Origin of the sequence: Carboxylicivirga longa (genome assembly GCF_050589825.1) — a bacterium.
Classification (GTDB): Bacteria; Bacteroidota; Bacteroidia; order Bacteroidales; family Marinilabiliaceae; genus Carboxylicivirga; species Carboxylicivirga longa.
Window position 1 is genome coordinate 34,511 of sequence record NZ_JBNGOZ010000022.1, and the last position, 15,172, is coordinate 49,682.

Annotated in this window: 14 protein-coding genes; 2 read left to right on the top strand and 12 right to left on the bottom strand. The window is 44.4% G+C overall.

The genetic code is table 11. The features are described from left to right. Positions 1-134: 134 nt before the first annotated feature. From buk to ACRD7A_RS15955, 8 genes are all read right to left on the bottom strand, one after another. A complete protein-coding gene (gene buk / locus ACRD7A_RS15920; RefSeq protein ID WP_430812207.1) occupies positions 135-1,211 on the bottom strand; it encodes a butyrate kinase in 1,077 nt (358 codons plus the stop codon). A 129-nt stretch (positions 1,212-1,340) separates the two neighbouring features. Continuing rightward, complete coding sequence (locus ACRD7A_RS15925) at positions 1,341-2,237, bottom strand: bifunctional enoyl-CoA hydratase/phosphate acetyltransferase (protein ID WP_430812206.1); 897 nt, start codon at positions 2,235-2,237, stop codon at positions 1,341-1,343. 34 nt (positions 2,238-2,271) lie between these two features. Further along, positions 2,272-3,489: an acetate/propionate family kinase gene (locus tag ACRD7A_RS15930; RefSeq protein ID WP_430812205.1), complete on the bottom strand. Its 1,218-nt coding sequence runs from the start codon at positions 3,487-3,489 to the stop codon at positions 2,272-2,274. Between the two features lie 61 nt (positions 3,490-3,550). After that, positions 3,551-4,534, bottom strand: coding sequence for a 3-hydroxyacyl-CoA dehydrogenase family protein (locus ACRD7A_RS15935; protein ID WP_430812204.1), 984 nt, complete (start codon positions 4,532-4,534; stop codon positions 3,551-3,553). Positions 4,535-4,617: 83 nt separating this feature from the next. Next, a complete protein-coding gene (pta, locus tag ACRD7A_RS15940; RefSeq protein WP_430812203.1) occupies positions 4,618-5,622 on the bottom strand; it encodes a phosphate acetyltransferase in 1,005 nt (334 codons plus the stop codon). A gap of 543 nt (positions 5,623-6,165) precedes the next feature. Beyond that, entirely contained in the window at positions 6,166-6,798 is a 633-nt protein-coding gene (locus ACRD7A_RS15945) for an energy transducer TonB (protein ID WP_430812202.1), read from the bottom strand. Between the two features lie 107 nt (positions 6,799-6,905). After that, on the bottom strand, positions 6,906-7,157 hold the full coding sequence (locus ACRD7A_RS15950; RefSeq protein WP_430812201.1) for a hypothetical protein: 252 nt from the start codon (positions 7,155-7,157) through the stop codon (positions 6,906-6,908). Between the two features lie 97 nt (positions 7,158-7,254). Next, complete coding sequence (locus ACRD7A_RS15955) at positions 7,255-8,028, bottom strand: amidohydrolase (RefSeq protein ID WP_430812200.1); 774 nt, start codon at positions 8,026-8,028, stop codon at positions 7,255-7,257. A gap of 194 nt (positions 8,029-8,222) precedes the next feature. On the opposite strand from ACRD7A_RS15955, the gene ACRD7A_RS15960 reads away from it, so the two are divergent. Further along, positions 8,223-9,134, top strand: a complete 912-nt coding sequence (locus ACRD7A_RS15960) for a YitT family protein (protein WP_430812199.1) — start codon at positions 8,223-8,225, stop codon at positions 9,132-9,134. A gap of 127 nt (positions 9,135-9,261) precedes the next feature. Then, the gene (omp85, locus tag ACRD7A_RS15965) at positions 9,262-10,599 is read left to right on the top strand and encodes an Omp85 family outer membrane protein (RefSeq protein ID WP_430812198.1); all 1,338 of its coding nucleotides are present in this window, start codon (positions 9,262-9,264) and stop codon (positions 10,597-10,599) included. 1 nt (position 10,600) lies between these two features. Here the strand turns inward: omp85 and ACRD7A_RS15970 are convergent, their stop codons facing one another. The 4 genes from ACRD7A_RS15970 to fabG all read right to left on the bottom strand — a co-directional run bounded on the left by ACRD7A_RS15970 (position 10,601) and on the right by fabG (position 15,079). After that, entirely contained in the window at positions 10,601-11,743 is a 1,143-nt protein-coding gene (locus tag ACRD7A_RS15970; protein WP_430812197.1) for a DUF819 family protein, read from the bottom strand. Positions 11,744-11,776: 33 nt separating this feature from the next. Further along, positions 11,777-13,108: a D-alanyl-D-alanine carboxypeptidase/D-alanyl-D-alanine endopeptidase gene (dacB, locus tag ACRD7A_RS15975; protein WP_430812196.1), complete on the bottom strand. Its 1,332-nt coding sequence runs from the start codon at positions 13,106-13,108 to the stop codon at positions 11,777-11,779. 77 nt (positions 13,109-13,185) lie between these two features. After that, a complete protein-coding gene (locus ACRD7A_RS15980) occupies positions 13,186-14,223 on the bottom strand; it encodes a DUF6340 family protein (protein WP_430812195.1) in 1,038 nt (345 codons plus the stop codon). Between the two features lie 109 nt (positions 14,224-14,332). Then, positions 14,333-15,079 (bottom strand): 3-oxoacyl-[acyl-carrier-protein] reductase, encoded by a 747-nt coding sequence (gene fabG / locus ACRD7A_RS15985; RefSeq protein ID WP_430812194.1) that lies wholly within the window; start codon positions 15,077-15,079, stop codon positions 14,333-14,335. Positions 15,080-15,172: the final 93 nt, after the last annotated feature.

Consider the following 15,172-nt stretch of genomic DNA (forward strand, 5'->3'; position numbering starts at 1 on the left):
AACAACTCAAGCAATTCATAAGTTGTAGTTACCCTTTATCCATCTTCAAGTACCAGACAGGTTTCAACCGCCTCCAAGATAAAAAAATCCCGCCTTTTACAGAGCGGGATTCCTGTATTTTAAATGAAGACACACTACTCATAAGTTTTACAACTCACTTCGCCATTGAGCACGGCCAGTCCGTTTTCGGCCAGGGCCCACATCTCATCTTCACCCGGATACACTTTCACAGGTGCCAACCACCCTATCATATCCTTCAGGTATTCAACCAATATCTTGTCGTAAGCGATACCGCCGGTAATAATAATACCATCGACTTGTCCTTTTAACACGGCGGCACAACCACCAATGGTTTTACCGATTTGATAAGCCATGGCCGAATGGATCAGTTTATGATGTGGATCACCCTCAGCTGCTTTTTTCTCCACTTCACTCGCCATATTAGTACCCAGGTGGGCCACTAATCCACCTTTACCATTCACAAACTTACGCATCTCCTCATAGGAATATTTACCGCTAAAACAGGCATCAATTAAAGCCCCGGTAGGCAATGTACCTGCACGCTCGGGAGAGAAAGGGCCGTAGCCATCCAATGCGTTATTCACATCTACAACTTTTCCTTTTAGGTGGGCTCCCACAGAGATACCTCCACCTAAATGCGCCACTATCACATTGAGGTCTTCATATTTTTTCTCTACCTCTTTGGCAAAACGCTTGGCTACTGCCTTTTGATTAAGCGCATGAAAAATAGAGCGACGTGGCATATCGGGGTGTCCGGTGATGCGGGCCACATCCTGCAACTCGTCAACGACTACCGGGTCGGCTATAAAAGCACGGGCGCCTTCAATATTTTTGGCAATATCATCGGCAATTAAACCACCCAGGTTACTGGCGTGCTGCCCCAAAACACCTCTGCGCAGATCGGCTTTCAAGGCTTCATTTACTTCATAAACACCAGAGGCAATAGGCTTAACCATACCGCCTCGCCCTACAATGGCATCAAAGTCATCAATCTCAATATCAGCTTCCAGCAGCTCTTTAACAATGATCTCTTTACGAAACTCAAACTGCGAAGCAATGTTTTCAAAGCGACTGATCTCCTCTGCCGAATGGCGCAGTGTTTTTAAAAAAACAGATTTATCACCACAGTAAACAGCAATTTTTGTGGAGGTAGAACCCGGATTAACAACAAGGATTTTTTTCTTGTTCATAGCTAGTCATAAATTTAAGGGATTTTTATCGGATTTTTCATATCAGGGTATTGTTAAGTACCCTGCACTTATGGCTCACTAATGCTTTAATAAAAATCACCCGATCTGCCTTGCAGATCGGGTGAGTAACTAACCCATGGTAGCCAATAAAATACTATTATATTTCGACTCTTCTGAATCGCTGCGTGAAGTGAGTACGATGGGCGCTGAGGCACCCAATATGACCGAAGCCACCTTTGCTTTAGCAAAAAACACCAATGTTTTATACAGCACATTACCCACCTCAATATCGGGCATTAGCAACAGATCGGTATCGCCTGCCACCTCACTTTTAATACCCTTGTGTTTGGCACTCTCAAAACTAATGGCATTATCAAAGGCCAGAGGACCGTCAATAAGGCAGTTTTTGATCTGATCGCGTTGATTCATCTTGGACAGCAATGCAGCATCCAGGGTAGCCTGCATGCTCTCATTTACAATCTCGATGGCCCCCAACACTGCTACCTTGGGCTTGGCAATGCCCATTTTATTCATAAAACCCACCGAATTGTTCACAATAGCGATTTTATCCTGTAGGTTGGGTGCGATGTTCATTGCCACATCGGTAACGGCAATCAGCTTATGATAGGTATCCACCTCAAACAGGGCGAAATGCGACAGCAAGCTGCCGGTGCGCAGTCCCCACTCTTTATTGAGCACTCCCTTGAGTAATACCGGGGTCGGCACCTTACCTTTCATGAGTATATCGGCCTTTCCATCGTGCACCATGCGCACGGCCAACTCCACCGCTTTTACATTGTCGGGCTCGTGAATAAAAGTAGCACCGTTAAAATCAAAGCCTCTCTCCTCAACGATACGCTCGGTATCGGGTCGTGAACCGATTAAAACGGGCTCGATAATGCCAGACTGAAAGGCTGTATTAACAGCCTCCAGTGAGTGCGAATCTTGCGACACCGCAAGTACTAGCCTCTTCTTTACTTTACTATTCTCAACAAGCTTCTGAAGATCTGATAAGGATTTAAACATAGTATGAATAAGGATTTAGTTAGCTACTTAAGGATTAACGATTGGCCAGCTCTTCAACAATTTGCTTGGTATCTTGTGCAATTACCAGTTCTTCGTTAGTTGGCACTACCAATACCTTCACACGACTATCATTGGAGCTGATTGTCTGCTCTTCGGCATGGGTTGCTTTGTTTACTTCGGCATCCAGCTGTAAGCCTAAAAATTCAAGACCTTCACACACACCAGCTCTTACATAGTCGGCATTCTCGCCAATACCACCCGTAAATACAACCATGTCAACGCCACCCATGGCTGCTGCATATGATCCAATGTATTTACGAATGCGGTAGTTATAAACTTTCAGTCCCAGCAGGGCATTATCATTGCCTTCACCGGCTGCTGCATGAATCTCCCGCATATCCGAGGAGATACCTGTGAGCCCCAACAAGCCGCTATGCTTGTTAAAAAGCACACTGGCCGAACGTGTTCCGATCAGTTCTTTGTCCATAATGTAGGATACAGCACCCACATCCAGGTCACCGGCGCGCGTACCCATCACCAATCCTTCCAATGGAGTAAAACCCATGGATGTATCCACCGACTCACCCTTATTAATGGCACAGATGGAGGCTCCGTTACCCAGGTGACATACGATTACCTTCTGATTGTTGTAATCAACATCCAGCAGCTCACAAGCACGGCGGGATACATAGCGATGGCTGGTGCCATGAAAGCCGTAGCGGCGGATACCATATTTTTTATATAAAGACTGTGGAATGGCATACATATAGGCCTCTTTGGGCATAGTCTGGTGAAATGCCGTATCGAAAACCCCGCACTGCGGAACACTTGGAAGCAGTTGTGTAATAGCATCAATACCCTTTAGGTTGGGTGGGTTGTGCAGCGGTGCCAAATCAATACACTCCTCCATCTTGCGCACCACATCGTTGGTGATAAATACGCTGGAATTAAACTCCTCGCCACCATGCACCACGCGATGACCCACGGCATCAATCTCCTCAAGTGAAGCGATACAACCATGACGCTCGCTCACCAGCACGCCCAAAATGTAGTCAATACCGGTTTGATGATCTAAAATTTCACCTTCCAACAATACTTTTTCGTTATCTTCTTTTTGGTGCTTCAGGAATGAGCCCTTCAAACCGATTTTTTCAACCGCACCGGCAGCCAAAACATGCCAATCATCATTGGCCATGTTAAATAACTGATATTTAATGGATGAACTACCACAGTTCAATACTAAAATCTTCATTTCAAAAGTCGTTTTTTGATGATGACACCACCATCATGTTCGTTATTTTTATTCTACTCCACTAGTCGCGTTTCCCGGCATTCGTTTCTTCATCCAGGATATTACCCTCCTGATCGTAACGATAGAAACCAACCCCCACATGACTACCCAAACGCTTGGCACGCACCAAACGACGGATCATTGGGGAGGGAGCAAAACGTTGATTACCGAATTCTTCATGAAGGTTTTCCATCCAACGAACCACTTTATCCAAACCAATAATATCAGCAGCCTTAAAGGGACCTACGCGCATACCCAAACCAATCTCCATGGTCTTATCAATATCACGCATAGTAGCTACCCCTTCCATCAGCGTGGCACAAGCCTCGTTAAGCAGGGTAACGTACAAACGAACACTCACAATACCGGCTGATTCTTCCACAGGAATTACATCGCGATTAATCAACTTAACAAAGGTACAAACGCGCTCATACACATCGCTGGAAGTGTATAAACCCTTTACTACCTCGATGATGCGGGCTTCGGGTGATGTTACAAAAAAATGGAGGCTGGCACAACGCTCTGGGAATTGCAACTCAGAGGCCAATTCTGTTACGACAATGGTAGTTGCATTGGTGGCGATAATAGCATCGCGGCTTACCACTTCCTCTACCTTTCTAAACACTTCCTTGCGGGTATCAATGCTGCGCACACCTGTCTTCTCGTCGGCGCGTATGGCCTCAATCACAAAGTCACAATCGCCTAAATCGCTAAAGTTGGTAGAGCCCTTAATGCGACTCATTATGGCACGTTTCTCGCTTCCTGTCAAACCCCAGTTTTCAATTCGGCTATCCAACTCCTTACCGATATTATCCAACGCCTGAGATATTTTCTCTTCATTCAGCTCAATAAAAACGACTTCCATGCCATGCCAACTGGCAATACGGACAATACTTTGTCCTTCTTTTCCACATCCTATAACACCGACTTTCGAAAACAGTGTTTTCCCTTTTTTCTTTTGACCTAGAGCATACTGTTCAATAGGTTCCACAAGAATTTCAGCCATCTATCTGTCCTTTAAATTCCTAATGATTTTTATACTTATGTTATTGCCTTCAAATACAAAAGCCGGCGCTAACCGGCTTGCTATTACATATTTCCTGCTGCCTGATTTGCCGTGATTGCCACCAGGTTAACAATGTCACTCACGGAACAACCGCGCGACAGATCGTTGATGGGAGCCGCCATCCCCTGTAGCACGGGACCAATTGCTTCGGCCTGCGCCATTCGCTGCACCAGCTTATAGGCAATATTACCAGTCTCTAGTGTTGGGAACACCAACACATTGGCCTGCCCGGCAATTTCAGAACCCGGTGCCTTTTTCTGACCGATAGCCGGTACAATAGCAGCATCGGACTGGAGCTCGCCGTCAATTTTCATATCCGGAGCCATCTTCTGCGCCAGGGCAGTGGCTGTTGCCACCTTATCTACCATCTCATGCTTCGCCGATCCCTTTGTTGAGAAGCTTAACATGGCAATTTTGGGTTCAAAACCGGCAATGGCTTTGGTGGTGCGTCCGGTGGCCACGGCTATCTCAGCCAGCTCCTCGGCAGTGGGGTTAGGATGCACCGCGCAATCGGCAAACACCATCATACCTTCTTCACCAAAGCTCTTATCTTTTAATATCATAATGAAGGCTCCGGAAACAACACTAATGCCCGGCGCTGTTTTAACATATTGAAAAGCGGGTCGTAACACATCGCCGGTAGCATTATCAGCACCTGCCACCTCGCCATCGGCATCTCCGGCCTTAATCATCATCACTGCCAAAAACAACGGGTTTTTTATCAACTTAAGGGCTTCCTCTTTTGTTAATCCTTTGTTTTTTCTGATCTCCACCATCATGTCGGCATAAGCCTCCATCTTATCGTGCATCTCCGGATCAACAACTGTTGCCTTGCCAATCGCCTCCAAACCAAATTCACTCGCTGCTGCCTTCACCTTATCGGGGTTACCAATAAGGATAATATCAGCGAAGTCTTCTGTTAAAATCGTATTAGCGGCACGAAGCGTACGCTCCTCTAAACCTTCAGGCAGAACGATGCGTTTCTTATTCTCGCCTGCCCTCTGCTTAAGTTGTTCTATAAATTCCATTTGTTCTATAAAAAGTTATAATTATCAATAATGCTGCAAATTTACGCTGAAAATCGTATTATTCACATGCCTTTTATCATTTTAATAAGATGTTTAAAAACAGAAAACATCAAAGATAAAAATTTGACAATCAGCTACATTAAACTTCGTAAACATTTGCTGACTAGTCTCTTGTCGCGACTGCTTTCAAATTATAAATCCTGTGGCTTATCTTCCGCACTAAAGCTCAGCATTAGTGAGCTAACGCAGACTAAGTATTTCAAGTGCTCTAATAACTTATCGCTATCGCGCACTAAAGCTACAATCAAGAGCCACAAGGCCTTGGTAGCTTATAATTTTCCAAAAATAAATGCAGTTAGTTAAACCGATATTTTGAAGGGTTACTACAAAGAAAGGCTTTTTATCGGTTTAACAAAAATGTTTTCAAGGAGGTTCACTCTTCAACACTTCAAAAATTGTTGAGGCTGAACTTCATGATCATCCAAAAACGACGACCATATTACAAATACAATCAGGCTATCTTATTACTCATGAGATAACTCACTAATAAATAGGAGGCGTACCTCGCTTAGAAGTGATCACTACCACACCATCGGCAGCCTGTGTTCCATAAAGACGAATGGCTTTTTCCCCTTTGATAATTCGTATGGATGCCACATTATAGTCCGCTATCTCCATTAATCCATCCACAATTTTATTATCCAGTACAAACAAGGGTTGCTTTCCCATTGCATTCAGGGAGCGGATCTGCGTCGCCATCTGACGTTCATCGTTGGTCAGGGCAAAACGAACAGGGATACGCATGCGGGTATTAACGGCTTGCCGATTCACCGTACCGGGCTTCCACGGTCCCGAATCCTTTAGCATTGCCAGCACCTCGGCGTCCAACTTTTCATCAATACCTTTTTCCACTTCGGCCTGTTCCACAACTCCTTTGGAGGTCACCACAAAGCTAAGCCACACGTCACCCTCTATACCTTGTAACTTATAGGCGCTATCAAAATCAATCTGCTTCCGAAAATGCTGCCCAATATCCTTACCTGCTTTTTTAAGGCGTGGCAGCTTATCCACTACATCATAAACCTCTTTATCTAAGATAGTTTCCTGTGCCTCAAGCCCCACAACAACAAAACACAAAAAGAATAAAGTGCTGAAAAATTTGATGGTAACATTCATAATTCAAGTTTTAGACGGTTAGCTATTGAAGAAAATGGCGAATCCAGAAGATGACGCCGATTATCTAAATAACAATAACCATACCAAACACCAACACTAACGTGTGCTTACGACCTGCCTCTTCGCATCTTATCAAGGCGGCTGATGACGTCTTTCAAGCTATCTTCTCTCACTTTTGCTGCCTTTTTCCTTACCTCCTCATTTACCTCGTACGCCTTAGGAGGCGGTTCAGGTAATTCAGTGCTCTTTATTTTTCTACTTTCCATTGCCTTAGCCTCCCACTTTATATTGAGGCCATCGAGTAATTCACCAAAGAAATGCATCTTATCATCGGGCACAAATACATTGAAAGTCTTCATAATATTACAATTTGTTACTATTGAAAGTTGATAATTAAAGTTAATAGAATTCTGACAATGATTCAAGCCCACCAAAAAAAATATCACCTCTGAAAAATTAATCGGTAATTTTGTAATTATCAGCATCATTAAGCACTGGAAAAGCCTTACGGAAATCCCTTAATGCGGAATGATTGAGTACAACATAAGCAAAACCATTGTTATCTGCCATATCACAGATCACTTCTCCCCGCGCATTAATAACACGACTTTGACCAGCATACGACAGTTGCCCGTCATTACCTATGCGATTTAGTCCCACAACGTAACTCTGATTTTCCAATGCGCGCGCTGGCAGTAAGGTATTCCATACTTTTTTACGTGATGCAGGCCAGTTAGCCACATAAACAAGCACATCATAAGCTTCTCCCAGGTTACGACTCCACACCGGGAAACGCAGATCGTAGCAAATAAGCAGGCAAAAACGCCAGCCCTTAATGGTAACAACAAGCCGCAGACTACCGGCCGCGTAATGAAGATGCTCATCGCCCATAGTAAACAGATGCCGCTTGTCGTAGTAATGCAGCGAGTGTTCATCCACAACATATAAGCGATTAACGAAATCACCACCTGTTTCCACCACTACACTCCCCAGAACGGTTACACCATAGGTCACTGCCACATTCCGCATCCATTGCAATACCTCACCCCCCTCCTTTTGAGCATTTTTTGCGGGTGACATGCTGAATCCACAATGAAACATCTCTGGCAAAATAAGTACATCGGTATCCTCCTCCATTTGTGAAATATATTCATCGAGGCGGCTTAAGTTGCCGAAGGTATCCTCCCAAAGGATGTCATATTGAAGAAGTGCAATCTTTAGATCCTTCATAATTATCATTTTAGTTGAACACTACTCTGCACGCCGGCACCTTCAGCTTGCCCCTCGTACATTCTAAGCGTTTGTTTATTTTATAACAATCTTACTGATTTCTGTTTATTTTCTTTAAAATGTGATTAAAGTATTTAATTTTGCGCCCGCAAAAAATTAACACACTAACCATCACACTCAATTAACTCAAAAAAATGGAAAAATTAAAAATTACTGCCCAACTGTATGGCGAGAGTACCAAAAGAACCATACTAGACTATACTCTTATTGTAAGCGGTGCTTTTATTTTGGCTGCCGGATTTGTCTTTTTCATCAACCCTTATAACATCGTACCAGGCGGCGTCTATGGTATTGGCATTGTAGTACATCACCTGGTACCTGCCATTCCGGTGGGTACTTTCGGACTAGTGCTGAATATACCTTTAACCCTGCTGGGCATTAAGATACTGGGCGCACGCTTCGGCATTAAAACCATATTAGGAATGGTACTTACCACCATTTTTATGGATGGCCTCACTTACTTTATTGGTGCAAACGATCCATTGGGGCTAACTGATGACCTTTTACTATCGTGTGTGTTTGGCGGCATAGTAATCGGTCTCGGTTTAGGACTTATCTTCAAAGCTAAAGCCACCTCGGGCGGATCGGACATAGTGGCCATGATACTGGCCAAATACAGCCGAATATCTGTTGGACAGCTACTAATTATTGTCGACTCCGTTATTGTACTCATCGGTCTTATTGTATTTAAAGACTGGAAAATACCACTATACTCATGGATCGTCATTTTTATCACCGGCAAGGTAATTGACATTACCATTGATGGCTTGAATTATGAGCGGGCGCTATTGATTGTGTCCGACAAACACGCCCTGATTAAAGACAAAATATTGAACACCCTGGAGCGGGGTGGCACCTACCTAAATGGCGAAGGGATGTATAGCGGCGATGCTAAAAGGATAATATTCACAGTAGTAACACGTCGTGAGGTGTCGGCCTTACAGGCCATGATCAAAACCATAGACCCTGAGGCTTTTATGGCTATTATGGAAACATCAGAGATTATTGGCGAAGGCTTCAAGTCGCTGGAAGACAAAAGTGAGTAAATAACATACAAGTATATTAAAATCACGGGCCAGGCATATAATTTTGTCTGGCCTTTTCTATATTTCAGATGATAAGGGCATATTTCCACCGAATGGTATTAACTTTGAGCCTCCTAAAACCAAGACTATGATCAAATCGATATATCTGACTTGCCTGCTAACCATAACAGTAATCTGTGCAAGCGCGACACCTAATGACTCCACCTACATTAAAAAGGGCTTTACTTTTGGATTACTGCCTGCCATCTCCTTTGATGCCGACTTGGGCTTTCAATATGGCGGCCTTACAAATTTTTACTGGTATGGCGATGGCTCCAACTATCCGGATTATGAGCACTCCCTCTATCTGGAATTCTCAAAATACACAGCAGGCTCCACTCTGGCCCGCATCTATTATGACTCTCCTAAACTACTTCGTGGTATCAGGACAACCGCTGACATAACCTGGTTCAGAGATTTAGCGCTGGATTTTTATGGATTTAATGGTCGGGACGCCATCTACAACAGCGATTGGGAAGATGATGGCGCTGAAAATTACAAATCAAGAGTTTTTTACCGCCACCACCGGGGTATGTTTAGAATAATGACTAACCTAAAAGGGAAGATTATTGACAGCCAGGATGAATGGAACTGGATGGCCGGACTGGTATACTTCAATTTTGATATTGGTTCGGTAGATGTGGATCGCCTGAACCGCAAAAAAGATAAACAAGATCAATTGCCACAAATTGATGGCTTATACGATAAGTATCTGCAATGGGGAATCATAAGCCCCGAAGAAGCTAATGGCGGACAACATGCCTACCTGAAAGCAGGTATCTCATACGATACACGAGATATTATTGCGAACCCATCCAGTGGCACATGGACAGAACTGTTTATCTCCCACATGCCATCATTTTTATCCACCCAAAAAGGGAGCTATAGCCGCATCAGTTTTTTTCACCGTCAATACTTTAGCCTCACCCAGAACAGCAATCTTATTGCAGCCTACCGCATTGGCTATCAACACAAACTCCATGGAACTATTCCCTTTTACCTGCTCCCCCACATGACGACCAGTACATTAACCTCGGCAACTTCGCAGGGAATGGGCGGTGCCAAAACATTACGTGGCATCAATCGCAACAGAATAGTCGGAGATGGCGGTTTGCTCACCAATGTTGAGTTACGCTGGAAAATATGGAAAAGTAAACTCTTTCGCCAGGACTTTTACCTGGGCACGAACTATTTTGTTGACATGGGCTTAATCACGCAAGAATATAAAATCGATAAATCAAGGGTACCTGAAAGCGAATACAGCCGCTACTTCAACAACGTCCGGGATAAAGCACATTTTAGCTATGGTCTGGGCATCAAAGGGGCACTTAATGAGAACTTTGTAGTCTCGGCCGACTATGGTATGGCCACCAGCAAACAAGATGGCACTTCAGGACTTTACATTACCCTCAACTATTTGTTTTAAATCAGAAATAACTTAGCACAAAAGCCATCAAAAAACCCAGGTAATTACCCAATGCATACCCGATAAGGCCGATTGTAAGACCCGGCACCAGCACCGAATGGTTACGCAACGAACCTGCTACCACAGGAACAAAAGGAGGACTGCAAATAAGTGCTGCTGAGGTAATAATTACCGTATCGGCATCAATTTTCCGTGTTCGGGCTAAGAGCACATGCAATACCAGACTCACAAACACCACAAAGGTTATGTAAGCAAATATCACCGGATTAATATCGCTAAGATTGCCCAATCGTACTTTGGAGGCCACCACGATGCTAAAAATTAATATCAGATACATCCCCAGGCTAAATGTGCCAGGTGTTGAATTAATTTTCTTGATAGAGGAGCCGCCAATACCCATTGCTGTAATGAGGAAGATAAATACCACCATCTTTAAACTTGCGGGCATCAAAAGCATAACCCCACCGGCAAAAACCACCATTAGCAGGGTAATTAGCAACATTCTCAGCAATTTCAAACAATGGTGTTTGTGCTTCAGGTAGTCCCATAAACGCTCCTCACAATTACCCACTTCTGTGCCACACTTACTCTCCATGCTCAGTGGAAGAAACAGGCTAAAGAGACGCTGACCTACACTCATTAAAAAAAACAGGTAAACAGCTCCAATGGCCATATCGTATGAATGAACAGCCAGGTAAATTTCCTCGTTCACATCCAGAATCATTTTGAGGGAAGCCAAGTTAGGTGTTCCCCCACTATAAATCCCAACCAGCAGGCCACCTACCTTATGAAAATCATCAATTTCATTGCCATGAAACATTGCATAACCCACACCTACCGATGCAAATACAGCTACAAGGGCAAATAACAATGAGTAAAACGGCTGAGCAGCCAGCTTTTTCCAGGCACGAACATTTGATGAGAATAGCAACAACGGAATGGCCAACGGCACAGTAACAGACATCAACACCTCCTGAACCATTTCGAAACGCTCATCTATCAAACCCGATAAGCCCAGAAGCAAACCGAACATATAAGCCAGAATAACAGAGCCTATTTTATTTAGAAACTGGAATTTTTCACACAAAAAAAGCACCAACGCTGGTAGCGCGGTGTAGAGAATCACAACGAGTACCTGAATCATTCAGTCAAAATTTTACACAAAAATATTCAGATTTTAATTCTGAACAATAATTTGCTTCATCAGTGCTTCCATATTTGACCTAATTTCACTGTATGATTCGGTAAAATGGTTGGCCATTATACAAAAAGCGAGTGTTTTTCCGCGATTAGTAGTCAGATAACCGCAGTAAGCCAACACACCATTCATAGAACCACTCTTACCGATTACCCTGGCTTGATAGGCCTCATCTTTTAATATGCTCCGGAGGGTACCATCAACGCCAGCCACGGCCAGCGACTCCTTATAAACACCCTTGATATCATACTGATACAACCACTGCAGCACAGCCACCATATCCACGGCCGCCAATGCATTAAAAGGTGACAAACCGCTGCCATCATAAAAAGTGCCGGAAAAATCAGGTATCCTATCGCGCCAGAATTGCTCAAGGGCAGCCACGCCCTTATCCCAGTGGGCAGCTCCCTGTGTTTGCGCAAGGGAAAATAGCAGATGATCGGCAAATAAATTATGACTCTTTTTATTCACAACAGCTATCAGGCTCGACAAAGGTGGCGAGTAGTGCGTATAGAGCCATTGATGGTGATCGGCATGCATGCCCTTTCCCTTTTCGATGGTGCCTACCGTTATACCACTGTTGCTTAAGTAGGCTTTAAGCTCGCGTGCCAGCACTTGGCCGGGATGCGGCATGGCACCTTTTATGGTAAAAGAAGTACGATTACGGGGTATCGTACCACTTACCTGCCAGGTATCCATCAGTGGATGACCATAAATATATGCGCTGTCTTTCTTATTGTCGGCACTCAGCACCATGCAATCAAAGCCTACACCAACAGCAGGATTAACGCTAACAATGCGCACGGGGGCACCGCTTTGAGGCGGCGACTGTAACTCAAGATGAAAAGTATTCTCACGATAAGTTAGGCCATCGGGAGCAGCCCCATAATAATTGCCCATATCTTCCCACAATCGCTTCGACGGTTGTTGCATTCCTGTGTAGCAGGTATTGTCAATAACCAACTTATTGAGACTTTTGACCCCGGCCTTTTGCAGCGCACTCAGCAACTCCCGAAAGAGAACCTTCGACTTACTGCCTTCAAAACGTGATGAACCCAGTGTAGGGTCGCCGCCGCCTAACACATACAAACTGTATCCTGCGACATCTCTACGCAGATAAAAACGTGTTTGATAACGATAATCATCACCCAATATGTGCAATGCAGCTCCGGTGGTCATAATCTTAGTTAAGGAAGCCGGAGTCATGCGCTGACGCGGATGATGACTGAGCACTATATCGCCCGTATTGATATCAACAGCATAAAGCGATATAGCCCCTTGCTGAGTAATACTTGTAGGCGCTACGGACATGCCTCCATCACTACTTTTATGCTGCGAAGCAGGGGAACAAGCCAATAAAAAACTTAAAAAAAGGTAGTTTATTAGCTTCATGGAGTACCTCCCACCTGCTCATTCAGCTTTTTTTCATCACGATAACGAATGACCAAACCCTGATACAACTTTTTGGCATCCTCAACCTCCTGACGGCTTCCCACCACTCCTTTGGTACGAAAGGCCTCGTAACTTTTATAGGCCCATTGAACAGCCTGCTCCAGATCACCCCTCAGTTCCATGGATACAGCAATATTATAAGCTGCCTTTCCTTTCTCCCGCGAATTACCGTGAGCATACACATAGCCCCACATCTTCTCGGCCTCATAGCGATTATCCTTATTCAGCCATTCGATGGCCGACACAAAATGGGGGTTTCCATTGGTATACACCTTACGCTCAACAGGCTCCCAGTAGGGCGTTAACTTGTCTGCATAGGTGGCGCCCAAAAAACTGCCCAGCTCAATAGTGGCCTCCTTGAGTGATGGAAAGTACATCACGGAAGCATCAATACTAGCCCCAATACCGTCCCAGTACAAAGTGTCGCGCTGTAGCTCCTGATGCAACACAGTGGCCGAGTAGGCGTCCCACAGGCGCCAATAAACCGTACCCGCCACGTCCATCATGGCATAATACTCAACACTCATGTCTTCCACCTTAATATCAGTACCGTAGGAGGCGGCCGCCAAGGACAAGACAGCATCTGCCTGATGCCGGGTACCGATATCGATTATTTGAGCTGGTGTTAAGGCTCGCAGACTCTGCCCCTGATCCGCTGTATTATAAGATACTGTATCAATGTAGACCGTATCGAAGAAACGCCGGCGCAGCAATTCCTGCTGCAAATTACCGGCGATGACGGCAGCAAAGCTATCCACCCTTACGGTATCGAGTCTCACCTCTTCGCCCACAACATGGGCAATATGTGCATCATCAGGATTAAAAGGGTAGGCATTATCCACAATTACCAACGTTTTTATTTGCGGTGGCACCGAATAAGCAGCGGGTCGCAGCACCTCGAAATGCATAACATCATAGGTTTTGCATGACATAAAAACAAATATCAATAGGGTAATGGTTAAAAACTTGTACATAAGTGAGTTTTAACATTTATTTACAAAAACAATGCCGTTTTATCCTTGCATAAAAATAAGAAAGGGTGGTTAAAAAACCACCCTTTCTTCCATAAAATAATATTCTTGCTTACATATTCATTCCACCACATACATGAATGGTCTGACCGCTTACATAGGCTGAAAGATCTGAGCCCAGGAATACACAGATATTGGCCACATCGTCGGGTGTACCACCACGCTTCAATGGAATCTTAGCTTCCCACTCTTTCTTCACGTCCTCAGGTAACTGACCGGTCATTTCAGTAATAATGAAACCGGGAGCAATGGCGTTACTACGAATACCGCGCGAACCCAACTCCTTGGCCACCGACTTGGTAAAACCAATCATACCGGCTTTAGAGGCTGCATAGTTAGCCTGACCTGCATTACCACTCACACCTACCACCGAGCTCATATTAACGATAGAGCCTGAGCGCTGACGCAACATGGTTGGCTGCACGGCTTTGGTGAAGTTAAATACCGACTTCAGGTTAACATTAATAACTGCATCCCACTGCTCTTCGCTCATGCGCATCAGTAGGGTATCTTTAGTAATACCAGCATTATTTACCAGGATGTCGATTGAGTCAAAATCCTTTGCTATTTCGGCAACCACCTTTTGAGTATCCTCAAAATTACTGGCATCAGAGGCATATCCTTTGGCCTTCACACCCAACGCTTCAAGCTCCTTCTGCGTTTCTTCGGCTGCTTCATTAATTACCAGGTCTGTAAAAGCCACATTACAACCCTCTTGAGCAAAACGCAATGCAATAGCCTTGCCAATACCACGAGCGGCACCGGTAACAATGGCTGTTTTTCCTTCTAGTAACTTCATATCCTTATTCTATTTAGTTCCAATGGAGGTTTTTCAATGACCCATCCATTAAATATTAATTGTCTGTTACGCTATTATCAAATGCAAACCCTT

Coding starts and splice junctions, on each gene's coding strand:
- ACRD7A_RS15950 (WP_430812201.1), bottom strand. CDS start 7,157: ATGAAGACTTTCAATGTATTTGTGCCCGATGATAAGATGCATTTCTTT.
- fabG (WP_430812194.1), bottom strand. CDS start 15,079: ATGAAGTTACTAGAAGGAAAAACAGCCATTGTTACCGGTGCCGCTCGT.
- ACRD7A_RS15945 (WP_430812202.1), bottom strand. CDS start 6,798: ATGAATGTTACCATCAAATTTTTCAGCACTTTATTCTTTTTGTGTTTT.
- ACRD7A_RS15930 (WP_430812205.1), bottom strand. CDS start 3,489: ATGAAGATTTTAGTATTGAACTGTGGTAGTTCATCCATTAAATATCAG.
- ACRD7A_RS15960 (WP_430812199.1), top strand. CDS start 8,223: ATGGAAAAATTAAAAATTACTGCCCAACTGTATGGCGAGAGTACCAAA.
- pta (WP_430812203.1), bottom strand. CDS start 5,622: ATGGAATTTATAGAACAACTTAAGCAGAGGGCAGGCGAGAATAAGAAA.
- omp85 (WP_430812198.1), top strand. CDS start 9,262: ATGATCAAATCGATATATCTGACTTGCCTGCTAACCATAACAGTAATC.
- ACRD7A_RS15980 (WP_430812195.1), bottom strand. CDS start 14,223: ATGTACAAGTTTTTAACCATTACCCTATTGATATTTGTTTTTATGTCA.
- ACRD7A_RS15970 (WP_430812197.1), bottom strand. CDS start 11,743: ATGATTCAGGTACTCGTTGTGATTCTCTACACCGCGCTACCAGCGTTG.
- dacB (WP_430812196.1), bottom strand. CDS start 13,108: ATGTCCGTAGCGCCTACAAGTATTACTCAGCAAGGGGCTATATCGCTT.
- buk (WP_430812207.1), bottom strand. CDS start 1,211: ATGAACAAGAAAAAAATCCTTGTTGTTAATCCGGGTTCTACCTCCACA.
- ACRD7A_RS15955 (WP_430812200.1), bottom strand. CDS start 8,028: ATGAAGGATCTAAAGATTGCACTTCTTCAATATGACATCCTTTGGGAG.
- ACRD7A_RS15925 (WP_430812206.1), bottom strand. CDS start 2,237: ATGTTTAAATCCTTATCAGATCTTCAGAAGCTTGTTGAGAATAGTAAA.
- ACRD7A_RS15935 (WP_430812204.1), bottom strand. CDS start 4,534: ATGGCTGAAATTCTTGTGGAACCTATTGAACAGTATGCTCTAGGTCAA.